The organism is Desulfotomaculum sp. (assembly GCA_003513005.1).
In the GTDB taxonomy this organism is placed as follows: Bacteria; Bacillota; Desulfotomaculia; order Desulfotomaculales; family Nap2-2B; genus 46-80.
Genome location: DOTD01000005.1, coordinates 1 through 18,855, shown reverse-complemented (window position 1 = coordinate 18,855; position 18,855 = coordinate 1). Strand labels below are relative to the sequence as shown.

The 18,855-nt window shown below is 44.4% G+C and carries 20 protein-coding genes; 16 read left to right on the top strand and 4 right to left on the bottom strand.

Features of this window, described 5'->3' with window-relative positions; genetic code table 11:
• From DEH07_00425 to DEH07_00365, 13 genes are all read left to right on the top strand, one after another.
• On the top strand, nucleotides 1-184 hold a 184-nt coding region (locus DEH07_00425; GenBank protein HBY03028.1), incomplete at its 5' end, for an ISAzo13 family transposase.
• A 54-nt stretch (nucleotides 185-238) separates the two neighbouring features.
• Nucleotides 239-436 (top strand): hypothetical protein, encoded by a 198-nt coding sequence (locus DEH07_00420; protein HBY03027.1) that lies wholly within the window; start codon nucleotides 239-241, stop codon nucleotides 434-436.
• 151 nt (nucleotides 437-587) lie between these two features.
• On the top strand, nucleotides 588-851 hold the full coding sequence (locus DEH07_00415; protein ID HBY03026.1) for a hypothetical protein: 264 nt from the start codon (nucleotides 588-590) through the stop codon (nucleotides 849-851).
• Nucleotides 841-1,587, top strand: a complete 747-nt coding sequence (locus DEH07_00410; GenBank protein HBY03025.1) for an ATP-binding protein — start codon at nucleotides 841-843, stop codon at nucleotides 1,585-1,587. The genes DEH07_00415 and DEH07_00410 overlap by 11 nt, the downstream gene beginning before the upstream one ends.
• Nucleotides 1,588-1,659: 72 nt before the next feature.
• Complete coding sequence (locus DEH07_00405) at nucleotides 1,660-1,911, top strand: hypothetical protein (GenBank protein ID HBY03024.1); 252 nt, start codon at nucleotides 1,660-1,662, stop codon at nucleotides 1,909-1,911.
• 258 nt (nucleotides 1,912-2,169) lie between these two features.
• Nucleotides 2,170-2,307 carry a hypothetical protein gene (locus DEH07_00400; GenBank protein HBY03023.1) on the top strand — a complete coding sequence of 46 codons (138 nt, stop codon included), beginning with the start codon at nucleotides 2,170-2,172 and terminating at the stop codon, nucleotides 2,305-2,307.
• Between the two features lie 427 nt (nucleotides 2,308-2,734).
• Nucleotides 2,735-3,784: a uroporphyrinogen decarboxylase gene (locus tag DEH07_00395; protein ID HBY03022.1), complete on the top strand. Its 1,050-nt coding sequence runs from the start codon at nucleotides 2,735-2,737 to the stop codon at nucleotides 3,782-3,784.
• A gap of 22 nt (nucleotides 3,785-3,806) precedes the next feature.
• A complete protein-coding gene (locus tag DEH07_00390; GenBank protein HBY03021.1) occupies nucleotides 3,807-4,499 on the top strand; it encodes a cobalamin-binding protein in 693 nt (230 codons plus the stop codon).
• Nucleotides 4,474-5,505 carry a methylcobamide--CoM methyltransferase gene (locus DEH07_00385; protein ID HBY03020.1) on the top strand — a complete coding sequence of 344 codons (1,032 nt, stop codon included), beginning with the start codon at nucleotides 4,474-4,476 and terminating at the stop codon, nucleotides 5,503-5,505. Before DEH07_00390 ends, DEH07_00385 begins: the two co-directional genes overlap by 26 nt.
• A complete protein-coding gene (locus DEH07_00380; protein ID HBY03019.1) occupies nucleotides 5,502-7,334 on the top strand; it encodes a ferredoxin in 1,833 nt (610 codons plus the stop codon). The genes DEH07_00385 and DEH07_00380 overlap by 4 nt, the downstream gene beginning before the upstream one ends.
• 477 nt (nucleotides 7,335-7,811) lie before the next feature.
• On the top strand, nucleotides 7,812-10,364 hold the full coding sequence (locus tag DEH07_00375) for an HAD family hydrolase (GenBank protein ID HBY03018.1): 2,553 nt from the start codon (nucleotides 7,812-7,814) through the stop codon (nucleotides 10,362-10,364).
• Between the two features lie 411 nt (nucleotides 10,365-10,775).
• Nucleotides 10,776-11,624 (top strand): 1,4-dihydroxy-6-naphthoate synthase, encoded by an 849-nt coding sequence (locus tag DEH07_00370; GenBank protein HBY03017.1) that lies wholly within the window; start codon nucleotides 10,776-10,778, stop codon nucleotides 11,622-11,624.
• A 139-nt stretch (nucleotides 11,625-11,763) separates the two neighbouring features.
• On the top strand, nucleotides 11,764-13,059 hold the full coding sequence (locus DEH07_00365; GenBank protein ID HBY03016.1) for a glutamate-5-semialdehyde dehydrogenase: 1,296 nt from the start codon (nucleotides 11,764-11,766) through the stop codon (nucleotides 13,057-13,059).
• 164 nt (nucleotides 13,060-13,223) lie between these two features.
• Here DEH07_00365 and DEH07_00360 read toward each other — a convergent pair whose 3' ends face one another.
• On the bottom strand, nucleotides 13,224-13,523 hold the full coding sequence (locus tag DEH07_00360; GenBank protein HBY03015.1) for a hypothetical protein: 300 nt from the start codon (nucleotides 13,521-13,523) through the stop codon (nucleotides 13,224-13,226).
• Nucleotides 13,524-13,936: 413 nt separating this feature from the next.
• Here DEH07_00360 and DEH07_00355 point away from each other — a divergent pair, with 413 nt between their 5' ends.
• From DEH07_00355 to DEH07_00345, 3 genes are read left to right on the top strand one after another with little or no spacing between them, the layout of a single operon-like run.
• The gene (locus DEH07_00355) at nucleotides 13,937-14,494 is read left to right on the top strand and encodes a hypothetical protein (protein ID HBY03014.1); all 558 of its coding nucleotides are present in this window, start codon (nucleotides 13,937-13,939) and stop codon (nucleotides 14,492-14,494) included.
• Entirely contained in the window at nucleotides 14,491-16,218 is a 1,728-nt protein-coding gene (locus DEH07_00350) for a hypothetical protein (GenBank protein HBY03013.1), read from the top strand. The genes DEH07_00355 and DEH07_00350 overlap by 4 nt, the downstream gene beginning before the upstream one ends.
• A 7-nt stretch (nucleotides 16,219-16,225) precedes the next feature.
• The gene (locus DEH07_00345) at nucleotides 16,226-16,843 is read left to right on the top strand and encodes a hypothetical protein (protein HBY03012.1); all 618 of its coding nucleotides are present in this window, start codon (nucleotides 16,226-16,228) and stop codon (nucleotides 16,841-16,843) included.
• 60 nt (nucleotides 16,844-16,903) lie between these two features.
• On the opposite strand, the gene DEH07_00340 is transcribed toward DEH07_00345, so the two are convergent.
• From DEH07_00340 to DEH07_00330, 3 genes are read right to left on the bottom strand one after another with little or no spacing between them, the layout of a single operon-like run.
• Nucleotides 16,904-17,881 carry a GTP-binding protein HSR1 gene (locus DEH07_00340; protein HBY03011.1) on the bottom strand — a complete coding sequence of 326 codons (978 nt, stop codon included), beginning with the start codon at nucleotides 17,879-17,881 and terminating at the stop codon, nucleotides 16,904-16,906.
• 22 nt (nucleotides 17,882-17,903) lie between these two features.
• On the bottom strand, nucleotides 17,904-18,083 hold the full coding sequence (locus DEH07_00335; GenBank protein ID HBY03010.1) for a hypothetical protein: 180 nt from the start codon (nucleotides 18,081-18,083) through the stop codon (nucleotides 17,904-17,906).
• 35 nt (nucleotides 18,084-18,118) lie between these two features.
• Complete coding sequence (locus DEH07_00330) at nucleotides 18,119-18,319, bottom strand: hypothetical protein (protein HBY03009.1); 201 nt, start codon at nucleotides 18,317-18,319, stop codon at nucleotides 18,119-18,121.
• Nucleotides 18,320-18,855 lie beyond the last annotated feature (536 nt).

Here is an 18,855-nt window from a genome sequence, read left to right as displayed (position 1 = left end):
TGGCGACAGCTTAACGGCCACCGCAACCACGGCCGCCGGCCTTAGAGTGAGGCGCCAAGTCGATAACAACGAGTACCCGGCCGGCGTGCGGGTGTCCGATGCCGAACTTAACACTGTGCGCTTGGGGCGCTCCGAGTTCCATGGTGATTGGAATTACGCAATACTCGCTCAAGAGCAGTTATGAGTTATTTTGGTGCGGGTCCTAACATTAAGCGATAGAGATGCAGTTGTTTATAAAATGCATGGGGATGTCAGTCAAGTTCATAAGGCAGTTATTACAAGGGACGATTATGAGAAGTATGAGCTGACGCACTCGTTGTTTACTACTGCCTTGCAAGGTGACTCGGTATCAAAAACATTCTTGTTTATAGGTTTCAGTTTTAATGATCCAAACCTGAACTATATTCTTAGCCGTATAAGAATATCAGGAAGGTAATTTAGTATACTGCCATAAGAAGGCCTTACGCCAGTCGGACCACCAGTATATCCCCGAACATTACCTTGAAATCCTTGAGCGAAAACCCAGAGCTATTAAAAACGCGGCTCCTTTAAAAAAAGGAGTACTGCCCCGTGAACTCTCGGAATTTATGCAGTTATGCAAACACCGGGATAAGAATTATCAATTGGTAAACATACTCCTTCTGGGCAGAAAAATCGATCATGACACACTGCTCTGGACGGTGAAGCAGGCTAATGCGACAGGTACGCCCTCATATGATCTGGTGTGCTTTTACCTGGAAATCCAGACTGGAGCAGCGGATCCAGCCGGCGACGGTGTTAAAGTCAAGCCGGTGGATTTTAATAAGTATGATGAACTGATTGAAAGGGGGCGTCAGACCAGTGAAGAATGACGACTTCGGCTTCCATAATAAAATTGTCTCTTTGGCTAAAAACTTAAAGCTCCCGGCTTTTGCCGATTACCAATCGTATCTAAAAGATGAATCCTCAACTGAAGAAATTCTGTATAACCTGCTCTGTGCGGAAAACTCTGTTAAGGAGCAGAATAAGTATAAATACCGGATTAAAAACGCTGCTTTCCCCATCATTCAAACCCTTGATACTTTTGTCTTTGATGGACGCCTGCCTGATCTGAAGAAAGATACCGTTATGAAACTCGCCGCCTGTGATTTTATCAAACAAAAGCAAAATGTAGTTGCTGTCGGCAACTGTGGAACCGGGAAAAGCCATCTGGTTATTGCTCTTGGCGTTGAGGCTATTTCTAAAGGGTATACCGTCAAGTTTAAAAGAGCTTCAGATCTCGTGACGCAGATGACTGAAGCCGCCAGTGAGAAGCATTTGAGCCAGTTCATAAAAAACGTGAACGCCTGCGATGTGCTGATTATTGATGAGCTTGGATATCTGTCATTTGACGCGTCAGGAGCAAGTTTGCTGTTCCAGATCTTCGCGGCAAGATACGAAACCAAAAGCACCATTGTCACATCAAATCTTGAATTTTCCAAGTGGGTCACCTTTCTTGGCAGGGATGAACATATGACTGCGGCTCTGATCGGCAGATTAATACATTTATCTGTCATTCTCAATATGAATGGCGAGGATTTCAGGCTGCAAAACAAGATAAAAAAGTAAACAGTCACGGGGGACAGTCAAATGCGTGATAAGTTATTATTGGAAAAAACCGCTTCAAATACAGAACAATGCATGTATAGTTTGGATATGTATTTTGTTAGCGCCGGTTTTATTGACCTGCTGCCGACAGCGCTCAGGATAGCCGGAGAATTAAATTTCGGTGTGGCTGAGGTGATTGAGGCAATCTGCAAGGTTAGCGATAAATACAGGCAATACCCGCCCACCAGGAACAGGGCTGCCTGGTTTGAAAAGGTTTTTACAGAAAAGTTAGGTGAGGCAAGGGCGGATATTTTAGCCTATAAAGAAGGGGGGAAATACAGGTAGTGTTCCTTTGTTCAGCCAGTCTCTTACTAAAAGGAGACTGGTTTTCTTTTGTTCGGAATAATGACTGACTGACTGACTGAATAAGACTGGATGGATTATATTTCTTACAGAAACATCAATTTCAGGCTATCATGAAAAGTTTACATTAAAAACCTGTAATTTATGGTATCATACCTGGAAATTAATATGCCTTAATTTTACAATCCTTGATATACTGGAGTTCAAGAGTGGCTTATTTATCTATAGCGTAAAAATTAAATTTTCTGTTTTGTATTGGTCTCGTTAAAGCATAGCGTAACCACCCTTCTGTCGTTAAGATTCATCGCCGAGCAGCTGGGCTGCAAGGTGGAATGGGATAGTTCAACTCAGGAAATAAAGATAACCGATACGAAGTAATGACGCGTAGATTAGCCGCACCTATAAAAGGGTGCGGCTTTTGTTTTTTAGAAGTTTTTGCATATCCGCTCTTTCCGTTTATCAAGCTTCTGACATATTTTCTAAGACTTTTAATCAGGTATCCCGGTTCTGATTTTGTTCACTCACCATCTATCTATAATAGCTCATTCTTTAATCTCTTTTAAACAATAGCAAAGTCTGCTTTTTTAAAATATATGTTCCTGATATGTTCCTGATATGTTCCTACTAAAATCGGATTGATGCAGGGGCAAAATTATTATCATTTATGGGTCGAGTGATAAAATAATCAGATTACTAAAATAAAGGAATTATATCATCGCAGAAGTAAATATAACCTGTATTTGTTTAATCCGATCGTTATCAAGGGGGCCTGGTTTTTGTGAACTTGATACCAAAGAAAGATGAAATGACTCCCAAAGAGAGAATGAGCGCATTCGCAAAAGGAGAAGAAATCGATCGTATACCTTGTATTCCGCTTATGGGTGAAACCCAGACACACCTTACAGGGAAGAAATTGTCTGCCTACTATCATTCGCCCGAGCTGATGGCTGAAGTTGAAATAACTTGTTTCCGAATGTTTGGCCATGATGGTGTAGGTGTAGGGCCGGGTTTGCACGCCATACCAGAGGCTATGGGAACGAAATTGAAATTTCCCGATGATGGCCTGTCCTTTGTCAGTGAGCCTGTTTTAAAAGATTACACTGATTTTGACAGGCTGAAACCTGCTGATCCGCACAGTGACGGCAGGCTTCCTCTCATTTTAAAAGCGCTTCAAATAATTGATCAGGAAATAGGCAGCCAGGTGAATATCGGCAGTGGGGTAGGAGGGCCCTTCACCGCAGCGGCCGGCTTGCGGGGTACGGAAAACTTTCTCAGGGATCTGCAAAAAAAACCGGAAATGGCCCACCGTCTCCTGGAACTCGTAACTGAAAGCGCATTAAGATATATTGATGCGGTGTGCGATTTGGGCCTGATTCCCAGTATTGCCGAGCCTACTGCCACGGGAAATATAATCAGCGCCAAAAATTTTGAAGAGTTTGCTGTTCCGTATTTAAAGAAATACGTTGAGCGGATTTTTGAGCGTTGCGGTACAAGACCCAGCCTGCATATCTGCGGCAATTCAAAAAAAATCTGGCAGGGCATGGTGGATACCGGCGCTCCGCTTTTAAGCCTGGATAACGTGATCGATTTAGCCGATGCAAAGGTGACTGTAGGAGATAAGGTTTGCCTGATGGGGAATGTGCGTCCTATTGACACCATAATGAAGGGGACTCGCGAGCATATTTTGGCGGAGGCCAAAGAATGCCTCAGGAAAACTTATGATAATCCAAAAGGATATATATTAAGCACCGGATGTCAGATACCCATAGGGACACCTCCGGAAAACATTATTGCGCTGATGGATGCTGCCAGGATATATGGCAGGATGCCTATCGATCCCGAAATATTAACTTGAATAAAAAGGGGAGTGATTGTTTTTGAGTGATACTCAGAACATACTGGATCGTTTAGCCAATGGAGTCAGGGATATGGATGAGGAACTTGTCGTCAAGGCTGCCGGGGACGCCCTGGAAAATGAATTAGAAGCTCTTACGGCTATCAATGAAGGGCTGATCAAGGGAATGAATGAAGCAGGACGCCTTTACGAGGAAGAAGAATACTTTGTTCCCGAACTGCTTTTATGCTCCGATGCCATGTACGCCGGCCTGAACATACTGTCGCCGCATGTCCTGCGGTCGGATGAAAAGAGCAAAGTCAGGGTTGTTATAGGAGTGGTGGAGGGTGACACCCACGATATCGGCAAGAATCTGGTTAAGTTGATGCTTGATATAGAAGGGTTTGAGATTTATGATTTGGGGCGCGATGTTCCTTTGGCTGATTTTGTAAGCAAGGCCAAAGAAGTTGACGCTGCTCTCATTTGCCTTTCTACACTGATGTCCACCACAATGGACGGTATGTCCACAGTAATAAATCTGTTAAAAGAAGAAGGCTTAAGAGAGAAAATTACAGTGCTGGTCGGCGGCGGCCCTTTATCTCAATCATTTGCCGCCCGCATCGGGGCCGATGGCTATGCTGAAAACGCTACCAAAGCTGTAAGATTGGCCAAAAGGCTGTTGTCTCAAAAAGGAGTGGCTTTTTTTGACGATGACATCGAAAGAGCGGCTGGTTAAAGCCCTTAAAGGTGAAAGGGTGGACAGACCGCCTTTTATTTGTCCCGGCGGCATGATGAATATGGCGACGGTTGAAGTTATGAAGCAGGTTTGCGCACCCTGGCCTGATGCCCATGTTAATCCGCAGAAAATGTCTCAGTTGGCCCTGGGTGTTTCCCGTTTAACCGGTATTGAAAACCTTGGCGTGCCTTTTTGCCTGACTGTGGAAGCGGAGTCTCTGGGTGCAAGGGTAGTAATGGGGACGTTGGAGACTGAGCCCAGAGTGGCAGGTTACCCGCTTCGCGAAGTAGACCAATGGCCTGCCCTCAAGGAAGCAGCGTCGGATGCGTCAAGGGCGCAAAGTGTCACGGAGGCTGTGTCATTGTTGGCCAGGGATGACAACGGCTTGCCTGTTATCGCAAATCTGACCGGTCCGGTTACTTTGGCTACTTCACTGGTTGAGCCTATGGCCTTCTTTAAGGCGATGGGAAAACAGCCTGAAGAAGTACATAGCTTTTTATCGTTTATTACCGGCAGATTAATTGCCTTCGGCAAAGCTCAACTACAGGCCGGGGCTGAAGTGCTGACCATTGCCGATCCCAGCGGCACGGGTGAAATTCTGGGACCGCGCCGTTTCGCTGAGTTCGCCTTGCCTTATTTAAACTGTGTCCTGGAAGAACTTAAAGGCTGCTGCAAGGCAACTATAGTGCATATTTGTGGCCGTCTTGGGAGTATCTTTCAAGAGGTTGACCGGCTGAAGGCGGATGCCATAAGTATAGATTCTTTAACAAGCGTTTCAGACCTTAAAAATGCTCTATTGAACAAAGTTGTTGTAGGAAATGTGAGCACATACCTGCTTCAAAAGAGCCGACCCGATAGGATCAAAAATGCCGCTGCGGCCTGCCTGAAACATGGAGCGGCTGTTTTGTCCCCGGCCTGCGGTATCAGTCCGTTGACACCTCTGGCTAATTTGCAGGCTATGGCCCATGCGGCGAAAGAATTCTCACCCGGGGGATCGGAAGAATGACTATGGCCGGGAAACCGCCGTTACTTAAAGAGCTTGCAGTAGAATGGAATGGCGCAGGCCGTTGCTCACTGTTAAAGCTTCTCTGCGAAGCTGAACTTGAACCGCAAAGTTCCTGCGGAGGAGAAGGTAAATGCGGAAAGTGCAAGGTACGGATTATTTCTGGAGATTGTTCTTTGCCGGGAGAGGATGAACTAACCCGCCTGACAGCAGAAGAGATTGAAAACAATATTCGTTTGGCATGCCGCTGCAGTGTCAAGGGGAAGGTCGTTCTGCGCCGGGAGCAGAACGAACAGCGGCCGCGTGTATTGGAGGACAGTATAAGCACATTTTTTCAATTGGAACCTTTTCTACGAAAGCAGAAAGTGACAATTCTCCGGGACTGCGGACAGGATTCGTTATTGGAGCAGATCAGCGGACAAACTGGCGCTGTAATCAGCGAAAAAACATTGTTGCAGGCAATCACTTCTTTAGGTGAATACCGGCAGGACAGTCTGACAGCGATTATTAAAGAAGGTTCGATATTAGGATTTGAACCCGCCAGCGACGCGGCGGGAGATTGCTGCGGTTTGGCTGTAGATATCGGTACAACCACAATTGTAGCGGGACTTTTGGATCTCAAAAATGGAAAAGAACTTGCCGTCGCCTCGGCTGTGAATCCCCAAAAAAAGTATGGTTTGGACGTCTTATCAAGGATTGAGTGCGTTCAAAACGACCCTTCGGCTCTGAAACTATTAAACACTTTGATCATGTCCTGTTTAAATGAATTGATTGGGGAGTTGTGTCATAAAGCTGGACTCAATCCGCTGCAGATATACGAGATAACAGTTGCCGCCAATACGGTAATGCTGCATCTTTTTTTAGGTGTAAATCCAAGGTCTTTGGGGAGGTTTCCCTACCGCACGGTTTTTAGGAAAGGGGTGACGGTAGGCGCCAAAGAACTGGGGCTGGAGGTATCAACGTTTGCCCAGGTGTACTGTATGCCCTCCGTATCCAGCTTTATCGGGGCCGATATTATAGCCGGGATAATATCCACAGGGTTAGACAGGTCTATAAAAAAAGAGCTCTTTTTAGATATCGGTACAAACGGAGAAATCGTTCTTAACAAAGACGGTAAGCTGCTGGCATGTTCAGCAGCCGCCGGGCCTGCTCTGGAAGGAATGAACATCTCCTGCGGCATGATAGCGGCGGAAGGCGCTGTGGAGGAAGTGTGTTTGCGTGATAGTGTTGATTTTCGCACTATCGGTAACTTTCCGCCCCGTGGGTTATGCGGGAGCGGATTACTGACGCTGATGGCCGAATTACTGGATGCCGGTGTCATTCTGCCCTCAGGCCGGATGGTTGCAAGAGAAGAATACGAAAGAGCGCATCCCGGTTCGTTTCTGGCTGCGCTTATCGATCATTCCAAAAAGGAAAAAAGGTTTTGGCTGGTACCTCCTGGTATAGGTGTCGGATCCGGCTTGTATATTAGTCAGGCAGACATACGTCAGGTGCAGCTGGCCAAGGGAGCCATAGTTACCGGCGTCAAGACGTTATTATCACGGTCTGGACTGAGAGAGGAAGATATAGAAAAAGTATTTTTAGCCGGGGCTTTCGGAAATTATATACACCCCCGGTATTTGGTGCGCCTCGGATTTTTTCCTGATTTATGGCTGGACAGGATCTGCCTTGCGGGCAATTCTTCCAAAGCCGGAGCTGTGATGGCTTTATTGTCATGCAATATACGCCGGCGGACGGAAGAACTAAACTGCAAGGTTGATTACTTTGAGCTTTCCAGAGATAGCAATTTCGAAAAACTATTTGTTGAGAACATGTCATTTGCCTGCTTTTAAAGAAAGTAATAAGAACTTCCAAGGTAACTTACCGGTCTCTTTGTTGACATGGTGTATGATAAACAACCTGCTTAAGTAGAAATTCGCGTATTTATTCAAATTCCAATTAACTCCCCGGTTGAAAACATTCAGGCGCTGATGGATGCTGTAAGAAGTTTCGGTGTTTATCCTGTGAGACCATATTTATGGTAAAGACAATGAAGCGCCGGGCGTTTTCTATGAACCCTTGAGCTCTTTTCCCTTGACATTATTCCTATGGATAGCATAAAATATTTAAATAGAGCAGGCGATACACCTTGAGGGTGTATGGGGCTGGGCCGGTTTACCGGCAGCAGGTAAAAACAAACCTGCGGGACTATGAATAGTTGCCGCAGGTTTTTCTGTATTTACTTCCAACAAAAAAAGTGGTTTCTTTCAAAGCTGCCATCTTAAGATACTTTTTTTGTGAAGCTTAAAAATTACCGGAGTGACTGAGTTATGACGAAAGATACCATATTATTACAAGGTTTAACTGATGAGCAGGCTAAGATGCTGCAGGATCAGTTCGGCAAAAACGAACTTGCAGATAAGAGAAAACAAAGCTTTTTCATGAAAGTGCTCCACATTGTCTCAGAGCCTATGTTCCTGCTTTTAATAATAGCGGCAGTTATCTATTTTATTTTGGGTGAACCCCGTGACGGCGCAATAATGCTTTTTTTTGTTCTTGGCATCATTAGTATAGATGTCATACAGGAATGGAAGACCGACAGAACCTTAGATGCTCTGAAAGACTTAACAGCGCCGCGCAGTAAAGTAATTAGAAACGGAAAAGAGCAAATGATCTCAAGTGCGGATATAGTCCCGGGTGATTTGATGATTATCTCGGAAGGAGGAAAAATTCCTGCCGACGGAGAGATTATTAGAGAAAATGACCTTTGTGTCGATGAATCCTTACTTACCGGGGAAGCGGAGGGTGTTTGGAAAACTGCCTCCGGCAGCAAAAGCGGCAACAGCGCCGAATACTGGCGTAAAGATTACTGCTATGCAGGAACAATGGTTATTCAGGGTAGCGCCATAATTCATGTTAAAAAGATTGGTGCGGCAACAGAGTATGGTAAAATCGGCGCCAATGTGGCATCTGCTGCAGAAAGCCCCACTCCTTTGCAAAAACAGACACGCCAGCTTGTAAAGTTCTCTGCGGGAATCGCTGCCGTCCTGCTGATATCGGTTGGTATTATTACATATTTCAATATTCCAGACCATATATTCAAAGACAGAATTATTGAAAGCATTCTTGCTGGAATTACACTTGCGATGGCCATGATACCGGAAGAATTCCCTGTTATTCTGACGGTATTTTTGTCTATGGGAGCATGGAGGCTGGCAAAAAAACATTCTCTAGTCCGCAAGCTTCCCTCAGTTGAAACTTTAGGCGCCGTATCCGTTCTTTGTGTTGACAAGACAGGTACCATCACAATGAATCAAATGACTGTACGTGAAACTTGGGCTATAGACGGCAATACCAGTGCTTTCTGTGAGTTAATGGGGCTTGCCTGCGAGGAAGAGACATATGACCAAATGGAAAAGGCGATGCTGCTGCATTGTGAAAACCTTGGCATCACCAGAAGTCACTTATTTGGCGGCAGGTTGATTACAGAATATCCTTTTACAAATGAATTGAAAATGATGGGGCATGTCTGGAACCACGATGGCGAGATTATTATCGCGGCTAAAGGCTCCCCTGAGAGCATTTTAAAAATCTGCAGCATGTCAGGGATGGAATGCAGTCGCTCAGAAGAGAAAATGGCCGAAATGCAAAAAAATGGCTTACGTGTCATTGCTGTGGGCACAATGAAGCTGGACAGTGAATCAAAAATTCCCGCTGCAATTACCGACTGTAGTTTAACACTTCAGGGTCTGGTTGGCTTAACGGATCCCCCCAGGGATTCTGTGAAAGAAGATATCAGGAAATGTAATGAAGCGGGAGTCAGAGTAGTCATGGTTACCGGAGATAACGGGCTCACGGCAAGCAGCATAGCAAAGCAGGTAGGCATGCCGAACAACGATAAAATTATCACCGGTTACGAACTGGACCAAATGAGTGATGAAGTGTTGTGTGACCGGGTGTCTAATGTGAGTATTTTTTCCCGAGTTATTCCCGAACATAAAATGCGAATCGTGAAGGCTTTTAAGGAGAATGGGGAAATTGTGGCCATGACAGGTGATGGAGTAAACGATGCTCCCGCGCTTAAAAAAGCGGATATTGGAATTGCTATGGGTAAACGTGGATCTGAAGTATCCAGAGAAGCCGCTGATTTAATTTTGATGGACGACAATTTTTCAACCATTGTAGATACTATTCAGGACGGCAGAAGAATTTATGATAATATCAGAAAAGCTGTGGGTTATGTTTTTACTATTCACATTCCTATTGCCTTAGCTGCGCTGCTAGCGCCGTTTCTAGGCATAAACCCGGCAAGCCTTTTATTATTGCCGGTACATGTAGTGCTTCTGGAGCTTGTTATTGACCCCACCTGCTCTATAGTATTGGAACGCCAGCCTGCAGAACATAACATTATGGAACGCAGACCAAGAAATCCGCAGGAAAATATCCTTACTCCCGGAACATTTACGAAAAGCATTTTACAAGGGCTGTTTATTTTTGCCGCTTCTTTTATTACTTATTTTGTATTACTGCGGCAAAACCCCGATAACGCTGCCCTGGCGAGAACTATGGGAATCTCAGTGATAATCATAGCAAATTTATTTTTAGTCCATGTAAATAGTTCGAACTATGATCTTGTTGTCCATTCGATGATCCGTCTGGCCAAAGATAAAGTTATGTGGTTTGTCTTCATAGGTACTGTAACAGGTCTTTTACTAATCTTATATACACCTCTTCATGTGTTCCTGAAGCTTACGCCGCTACCTGTCGGTCATTTTTTTGCAGCAGTCGGTATAGCAGCGGTGTCAGTTTTGTGGTATGAAATTGTAAAGCTTTTAAGAAGCTTCAGATTGTCAAATAACCTCCGCCCGAAAGGTAAGAAATGACATCCGCTTCCGCAACCGCATTCTTCATCCAGTTCATTGTATGATGATTCGAAAAAGGCATAGATGATACATAGCTCAGGTTTAAAAAGGGATTATAAACAAGCCTCCTATATCCTTGCAGGGGGTATATTTGTTATTCTCAGAAGTGCTAAAAAAAACATTGTTGCTATTTTCAGGAAGAATTTATAGATATAGACGCCTTGAAGAAATTCAACGGTGTCTTTTTTTTATCGTTACAAATAAGCCGTAGTACTGCTTTAAGCTCCGTTCGAGGAGGGGAATAAGGCTTTACCGACGAATTATTAAAGTATACTAAAGATCGACTTGCCTGTATTACAACTGAAATACGGGTGGGTTAACTGGATGGTATGAAGAACGTAAACCGGAAATTAAAAACAGGGGGGCCGGAATATGGGCTGGGCTGATTGGGAACTGGTGGAAGGTAACAACTTTAAAGATCTCATTTATGAAAAAAAGTATCACCAGGAATTGGAGGGCGGAGTGGCCAGGATTACGATCAACCGTCCGCAAAAGCTGAACGCGTTGACAGCCGACACAATGGATGAGCTGTTCCATGCCTTTTATGAGGCGAACCACGACCCGACCATTGGTGTGATAGTACTTACAGGTTCAGGAGATAAGGCGTTTTGTACGGGTGGGGATGTTGTATGGGAGGAAAAGGAACTGAGAACCCAGGTTTACTGGAGGTATCCGCCCCCCCAAATTCTAAGGATGTCGAGAAAACCCGTCATTGCAGCCGTCAAGGGATACTGCATGGGAATGGGCAACTGCCTTGCTTACTTCAGTGACTTTACAATTGCTGCTGAAAACGCTGTTTTTGCCCAGGGCGGGCCGCGTGTGGCCAATCCTGTGGACGGCTATGTTGTGGCTTATCTGGTCAGCGTAGTCGGGGCTAAAAAAGCACGTGAGATCTATATGCTCTGCCGAAGATATACTGCACAGGAAGCGCTTGAAATGAAATTGGTCAATACGGTAGTTCCTATAGAAAAAATTGAATGGGAAGTCGATAAATGGTGTGAAGAAATATTAGCCCTCAGCCCGGGGTGCATAGAAGTGCTGAAGGCAACTTTTGACATGGAAATAGACTATATGGCGGGTTCATACGGCCAGCTTGCCAGATTGATGTTTCCGGACTGGTTCACCAGCCTGGAAGCTAAAGAAGGCCCGAGGGCTTTCTTGGAAAAAAGGAAGCCGAAATTCTGGAAAATCCGTAAGGACGAGCTAAAGAACAGGGAATAAAGTATCCTGTAAGTTTGTCTAGTTGAAATTATTCTTCAGATTGCTTTAAAATAATATTTACAGGATTATTGTTGCTTTTCGAAATCTGCTCGGATAAGGCGCCATTGATTTTTTAGATCAGGGAAGGACGGAGAGTTTTTTGGTAATAAATGAATTAGCCCAGCAGGTAAAAGAAGCCTCCATTGATTTGGCGGCCATGAGCATTGAACAAAAAAACAGGGCCTTAGCAAAAATTGCCGCAGCTTTGACAGAACATAGGGATGAAATCATCAAGGCCAACCAGGATGACCTGACCAGAAGCGAGGGTGAACAGCTTTCCGAACCGCTCTTAAAAAGGCTCAAGTTTGATGAAGCAAAGATCAACGACGTAGTTGAGGGAATCCATAGCCTGATTAGTCTTGAGGATCCTGTGGGAGTAACACTGTTATCAACGGAAATGGACGAAGGCCTGGAGCTTTATAGGACTACCTGTCCTATAGGAGTGATTGGTGTAATATTTGAATCCAGGCCTGATGCTTTGGTGCAAATTTCAACTCTTTGCCTGAAAAGCGGCAACGGGGTGCTGCTGAAAGGGGGCTCGGAGGCGAAAGGGACCAACCGGATTCTCACCGATGTTATTTTAAAAGCCACAGAAGAGGCTGGTATTCCAGGGAACTGGATAAAGCTTCTGGAGACGAGATCTGATGTAAACGAGATGCTCAAGCTGGACGAGTACATAAACCTGATTATCCCCAGGGGTTCTAACGAATTTGTCAGATACATCATGGACAATTCCAGAATTTCAGTACTGGGACATGCTGACGGTATCTGCCACTGTTATGTCGACGATGAGTTTGACATGAAAATGGCGGTAAGGATTGTCCTGGATTCCAAAACTCAGTATGTAGCCGTGTGCAATGCAGCGGAAACATTGCTGGTGAGCCAGAAAGCCGCTCCCGCGTTTTTGCCGGTTTTGAAGGAAGTCCTGGAACAAAAAAAAGTTGAACTGTTTGGCTGTCCGAAGACACGTGAAATTATAGACGTTACCGAAGCCACCGAGAAAGACTGGAAGACAGAATATCTTGATTACAAGTTATCGGTAAGGGTAGTCGAAAACATCAGCGAAGCGATCAATCATATCAATTATTATGGATCCGGCCACACAGACAGCATCATTACGTCCAACAGAGACAATGCAGCCCGCTTTATGTCCCTGGTTGACTCAGGAAATGTATTCTGGAATTGCTCTACCCGCTTTAGCGACGGCTTTCGCTACGGACTGGGCGCGGAGGTTGGGATAAGCACCAGCAAGATTCATGCCAGGGGACCGGTCGGCCTGGAGGGGCTGGTTATTTACAAATATAAACTGGTTGGAAACGGCCAAATTGTTGCGGAGTACGCGAACAAAGAAAAAACGTTTAAGCACAGAAAGCTGGATAAACAGTGCCCCTTATAATACGACAGCCTGGTGAACTTGCCGCCGGGCACGATGTTTTTAGGCAACTGAAGAAAAAAAGTTAAAAGAACTAATAAAATGTTGTGAGCCAGGTTTTCACTGGCTCACATTTATTAAAAGGGGAAAAAAGCAGTAAACCAGTTTCCCCAAAAGGATTATTTGCATCATACCTTAGCCTTATTAGCCGCCGCATTTTCTTCAGCAGGGGGATCATCGTTTGAGGGCAGGCAAATTGTCTGTCCAATTTGCAGGTTATTGCTGTCTGCCCCCGGATTGGATGCCAGAATTTTTCCTACGGAAGTATTATATTGTTGAGCCAATTTAAAAAAAGTATCCCCTGGTTTTGCTACATAAGGAGATGTTCCTGAAGGGCATTCCCCGGCCATTGTAATCACCTCTTCATCGAGCTGTAATATAATATTCATAAAAATGCCAGACTGTTCTCCAATTACCACTATTTTCATTTTTACTGCCCCCCAGATGAGCGATATTGCTTAAGTGACGCTGCAACACCCGATGAAGCTTCGGTTACTTGACCGCGGTACGAAACCAGCGGCACACTCAAAGGCCTGTCCGAAGCGAACCATTGGCGATGCCAGCACGGAACACCTGAGCGAATCGTAACAATGGCGGTATTAAGAATATTTATCATTCAAGAATCTCAGATAGGAAAAATTGGACAGAGCTAAATAGCCTCTCTAATAAGTCAATTTTCATAAATAAGTCAAGCCTGACCCCTATTTTTACCAAAGTACAGTTTACAAGGGAAGAAAACTTTCCCGGGGAAATTTTGCACTGGATAAAGGATGATTGTTTTATTGGGCGAATAGTATTTGATAATGTAAAAAGATTTAAAAGAGATAGGAGGGTTTGTGTTTTGGCGTTATATATCGTCCTTGTTATAATCGTAGTCATTATACTTGCTTTTGCCGGTATTTATAACAAACTGGTCCGGCTTAAGAATACTGTAAAATCTTCCTGGTCCGATATAGATGTCCAGCTAAAAAAAAGATACGATCTGGTACCGAACCTGGTAGAAACTGTTAAAGGATACGCAGCCCATGAAAAGTCTGTTTTTCAGAAGGTGACGGAAGCGAGATCATTTGCAATGCAGTCATCTTCTCCGGCAGATAAAGCAAAAGCGGAGAATATTCTTGGTGAAACGTTAAAAAGCCTTTTTGCAGTAGCTGAAGCTTATCCGGAGTTAAAAGCCAATGCCAACTTTATGCAGCTTCAAACCCAGCTTCAGGAACTTGAAAACAATATAGAGTATGCAAGAAGGTATTACAATGCAGTCGTACGCGATTACAACATAACAATAGAGTCTGTTCCGTCCAATATAGTAGCTTCGATGTTCAAGTTCAAACAGGAGGAATTTTTTGAGCTTGGAGAACCGGAAGCCGAGAGAAAACCCGTGAAGGTGAGTTTCCAATGAGAAAGTGGATTTGCATCAGCGCAGCAATTATTATATTGGTCCTGATTATTGCTCCAGCCGCCGTTTATGCGCAGGACTTTACAATTGACAGTTATAATACGGAAATAACCATCAATGAGGATTCGTCGTTTATTGTGAAAGAAGCTATTACAGCTGATTTTGCCATACCAAGGCACGGCATTTACAGGGATATTCCCTACAAATACAGGGACGAGTTTGGGAATACTCTTAGGACGCCGCTTAAAGTAATCTCGGTTACCAACGGGTCGGGTGAAAAACTGAAGTACCGGGTAAACAAAAACGGGAACGTTGTAACGATAAAAATCGGCGATGCAAAAAAATACGTCAGCGGTGTCCAGAAATATGTAATTGAATACAAAGTTGAAAACGCCATCCTTTTTTTAAAAGACCAGGATCAGCTTTACTGGAATATCACAGGCAATGATTGGGATGTCCCTATTAAAGAAGCTTCGGCGAAAGTCTTTCTGGCGGTGAAGGCTGTCAGTAAAAACATTAAAGCGGCATGCTATACAGGCGCTGCAGGTTCGACTGAGGCCGCAGGTGATATCGAAACGGGATATAACAGCGGTCAGTTTAACACCACGAGAGAACTTAATGCAGGGGAAGGATTCACAATTGTTTTTGGCTGGGATAAAGGGCTTGTTACGCCCCCGTCTGCCCTGAAAAGCTTTTTCTGGCTTTTGAACCTGCAGGAGAACTGGATCTTTGTCTTTCCGGTAATTGCTTTAATAGTAATGTTTAACCTGTGGTACACAAGGGGCAGGGACCCGAAAATAAGAGAAGCTGTGGCGGTCATGTATGAGCCTCCTAAATTCAACGGCGAACCGCTGACGCCGGCCGAAGCCGGCGCCCTGATCGACGAGAAAATGGATCACCGGGACATTACATCAGCCATTGTCGGTCTCGCGGTTAAAGGATATATAAAAATTGAAGAGATTAAAAAAAACGGGCTTATTTTCGATTCAACAGACTTCAGCCTTACTAAAATCAAGGAACCAGGCAAAGAGCTCAGTCCCTTTGAAAAATTTCTGATAGACCGTATCTTTATGGGATTGCCGTATATCCTTGTTTCCGACCTGAGAAATAAATTTTATACGAATCTGGATGCTTTGAGGGATTCTCTCTACGATGGGCTGGTCGGTAAAAAGTATTTTCTTCAAAGCCCTCAAAGTATAAAAAGCTATTATTTAGTTGCCGGTTGTATAGCGGGATTGTTGGTTGTTTTTATCGGATTCTTTTTCCGGATTCTGGCTACCGGTATTTTTGCAGGGGTATTGACCTCTCTATGTGTGCTTGCTTTTGTGAAAGCGATGCCCGCTAAAACCAGGGCAGGAGCTTTGGCGCATAATGAAATTCTTGGTTTTCAGGAATTTTTAAACCGCGCCGAAAAGGACAGGCTGGAGAAATTGGGAGATAAACAGCTTTTCTCTAAGTTCCTTCCTTATGCCATTGCGCTTGACGTGACAAAAAACTGGGCCAAGGCATTTGAGGGAGTCTACCAGGAAAAACCTGACTGGTACGTCCCGCATGGCGGAATTAGTGTGTTTCATCCATATATGTTCAGCACGGCAGTAAGCTCTATGGCAGTAAATGTTGGATCAGCCATGTTCTCTGCTCCCAGGGGAAGCGGTTCAGGGAGTGGAGGCTTTGGCGGCGGATTTTCCGGCGGCGGTTTTGGAGGCGGCGGGGGAGGAAGCTGGTAGAACGTCTATGGACATTGAAAAACCAAAATTTACGGAAGAAGAATACAAACAGCATTTTGAAGCAAAAGAAAAAGCGCTCCAGGATGTTCTGGAAAGCAAGTGTGATTTGATAGGGTATGCTAAAATCCCGTTCCAGATCGGCGGAAACGTCGATCTCTACTGCTATAGCCTGACTGATCAAGGTACTGCCCTGGTTACCATGGAACTGATCAAGCCAGACGGTTCCGGGCCTATACCTAATAAGACGGGGACATTTGAGCTGATTGCCTGTACACGAAAAAAAGACAGTGACGGAGGTCAGCAATTCTTAGAAGAGGTAATAGTACGTTTCTCAAACATTTTTACTATGCTTGGCGAATATTCGTCCGTTAATAACGTTGAACCCGGTGATACGTGTGAAATACCACTGGAAGACGAGGATATATGCTTACTGTTTGATGAATACAAAAATAATGAAAAAAAATTTGTTGTTAACGGGCAGGAACACGGGTTGCTTCTTTGTATAGAAGTTTTCCGTTCGGAAATGGAATATGCGATGGAGCATGGAAGTGATGAGCTTATCTTTTACCTCAAGCTTCTCAATCATTATCCTTTCAGCGGTCTGGACAGGGAACCCGTAGTTTAATGCGGCAGCGATGAAGCTTTTACTGGAAATTGGCGTTTCTGATGTTAGTTCATAATCTCTTCAGACAAGCAATTCTATAATGTCTTTGTCACGGATAATGTATTCCTTGGGCACGCTCTGACCGGGAAAGCGGGCGGAACCCCAGATCCGCGCGCCCCGCAGGTTTTTTACAAAGTCCTTGTGTATATCTTCCACCAACTCCAAAACGCTGCTGCCCTGCGGTAAAATAAAGGGACGGGTAAAATCGGGTTCCTTACCTGGCGGCTTCGTAAAAACCCTAATTATTTCCAGCGCTGCAAACAACCTGGTTTTTAGCTGTTCTAAATTCTTGCCTTTTTCTGCGGAAACCGGGAGTATGTCAAGATTAGGCGGCAACAATTCCTGCATTAACTGTAGGTTTTCTTTTCCCTCTAGCCGGTCTGTTTTGTTGGCGACGATTATCAACCGCTGTATTGGTTTTACTTTTAACGCCGCAGCAGCCTGTATACGAATAATCTTACGTTCATCTAAGAGCCGCAGGATGCTCTCAAGTTGGTCCAAGCATTCCCCGGCACAACTGTCGATGACAAGCAGCAAAGCGTCAGCGCTGATCAGCAACCCGGCCAGCCCGGGTGGAAAACCTTCTGTAGTAAGCGGGGGAGTATCAACAAGTTGAATATGAACCTCTTCAAAAGGAAGCATGCCGCTGGAAGGAATTACAGTAGTAAAAGGATAGTCGGCGACTTTTACTTTAGCCCTGGTCAAAGCTCCAACCAGGGCTGATTTACCGCTGTTGGGATAGCCGACCAGGGCTACCTGCCCGGCGCCCTGTTTTTCAATATGGAAAGGATCGTGCCGGTTTAAAGCATTCTTCTTTTGTCCTTCTTCCCGCAGCTTGGCTAAACGCCTTTTAATGTCGGCCTGCAGTTTTTCCGTGCCTTTATGCTTTGGAATTACGGCAAGCATGTCTTCCAGGGCGGATATTTTTTCGGTGATTGTGATAGCCTTGCGGAAGGACTCTTCTGCGGCGTAATACTGGGGAGTCAGATTGGCCGGCATAGTAAATCTCCCCTTACATAACTTACAAATAGTGTAACGAAAAAAAGTCAATAAGGCAATCCGCTGCCTGACAACTTTCCTTAATTACATCATGAATATTTGCTTTTGAAGTATTCAGTAAAACCGTGCCTACAGGAAAAAAGAAAGGGTTTAAAACCCTTTCTTTTGCCTCTCTATATATAAAATTAAAGTCATTTTGCAAATTGACAGAGAGCCCCCGGGCTCTTTAAATGTTTATCATCCGCCGGGAGCGCTGGTAGTGGGGCCAATGGGAACAGCAACTTTTCGCTTGCTTGCCTGCTGCTCGACTTCAGTGCTTTTACAGGTAGGACAGGTTACCTGCCTTTCCTTGTCAGATACCAGATCCTTAAAGGTATGCCCGCAGTTTCCGCATTTGAATGTATAAACTGGCATTTCCCACACCTCACTTTCCTTAATTTTTTATTGTATTTATATAAAATTTAACACTTAATATATTACTATTATATTTTAAGTGGTCTTTGACTGCAATATTTTTTAAAAATTTTGTTTTTACTTTATAATAAAAAAACAGGAGGAATAAAACCTCCCTAATTTATGTTTTTAAATGATATTCACGGCTCATCCTGGGGATTCTTGACTGTTTTATTAGAATTAATCAGCCAGGAATGCTGAAAAACCTCAGCTATTGTAAGAAGCAATGCTGTAGATATCGCTCCTCCGAAACTTATGCGGAATCCCTTCATAAAAAATGGAACTACATATAAGATTCCACTGCGAAACGGGGCGTTTTTCTTTTCATTTGCCCATTCATGAAAAACCGACTGGAATAATCAACCATCTAAATGCCCATTATTTCGCCTACTATTACGGTTTTACGCCAGAATTGCGGGTATTATCCTTTATATTACCATCCATTACCAGCAAGTAGACAGAATACCCCCTTGACTATTGTTATTTATAATTTCTGCCGCCCTTTTCCTTATATCTCCCTT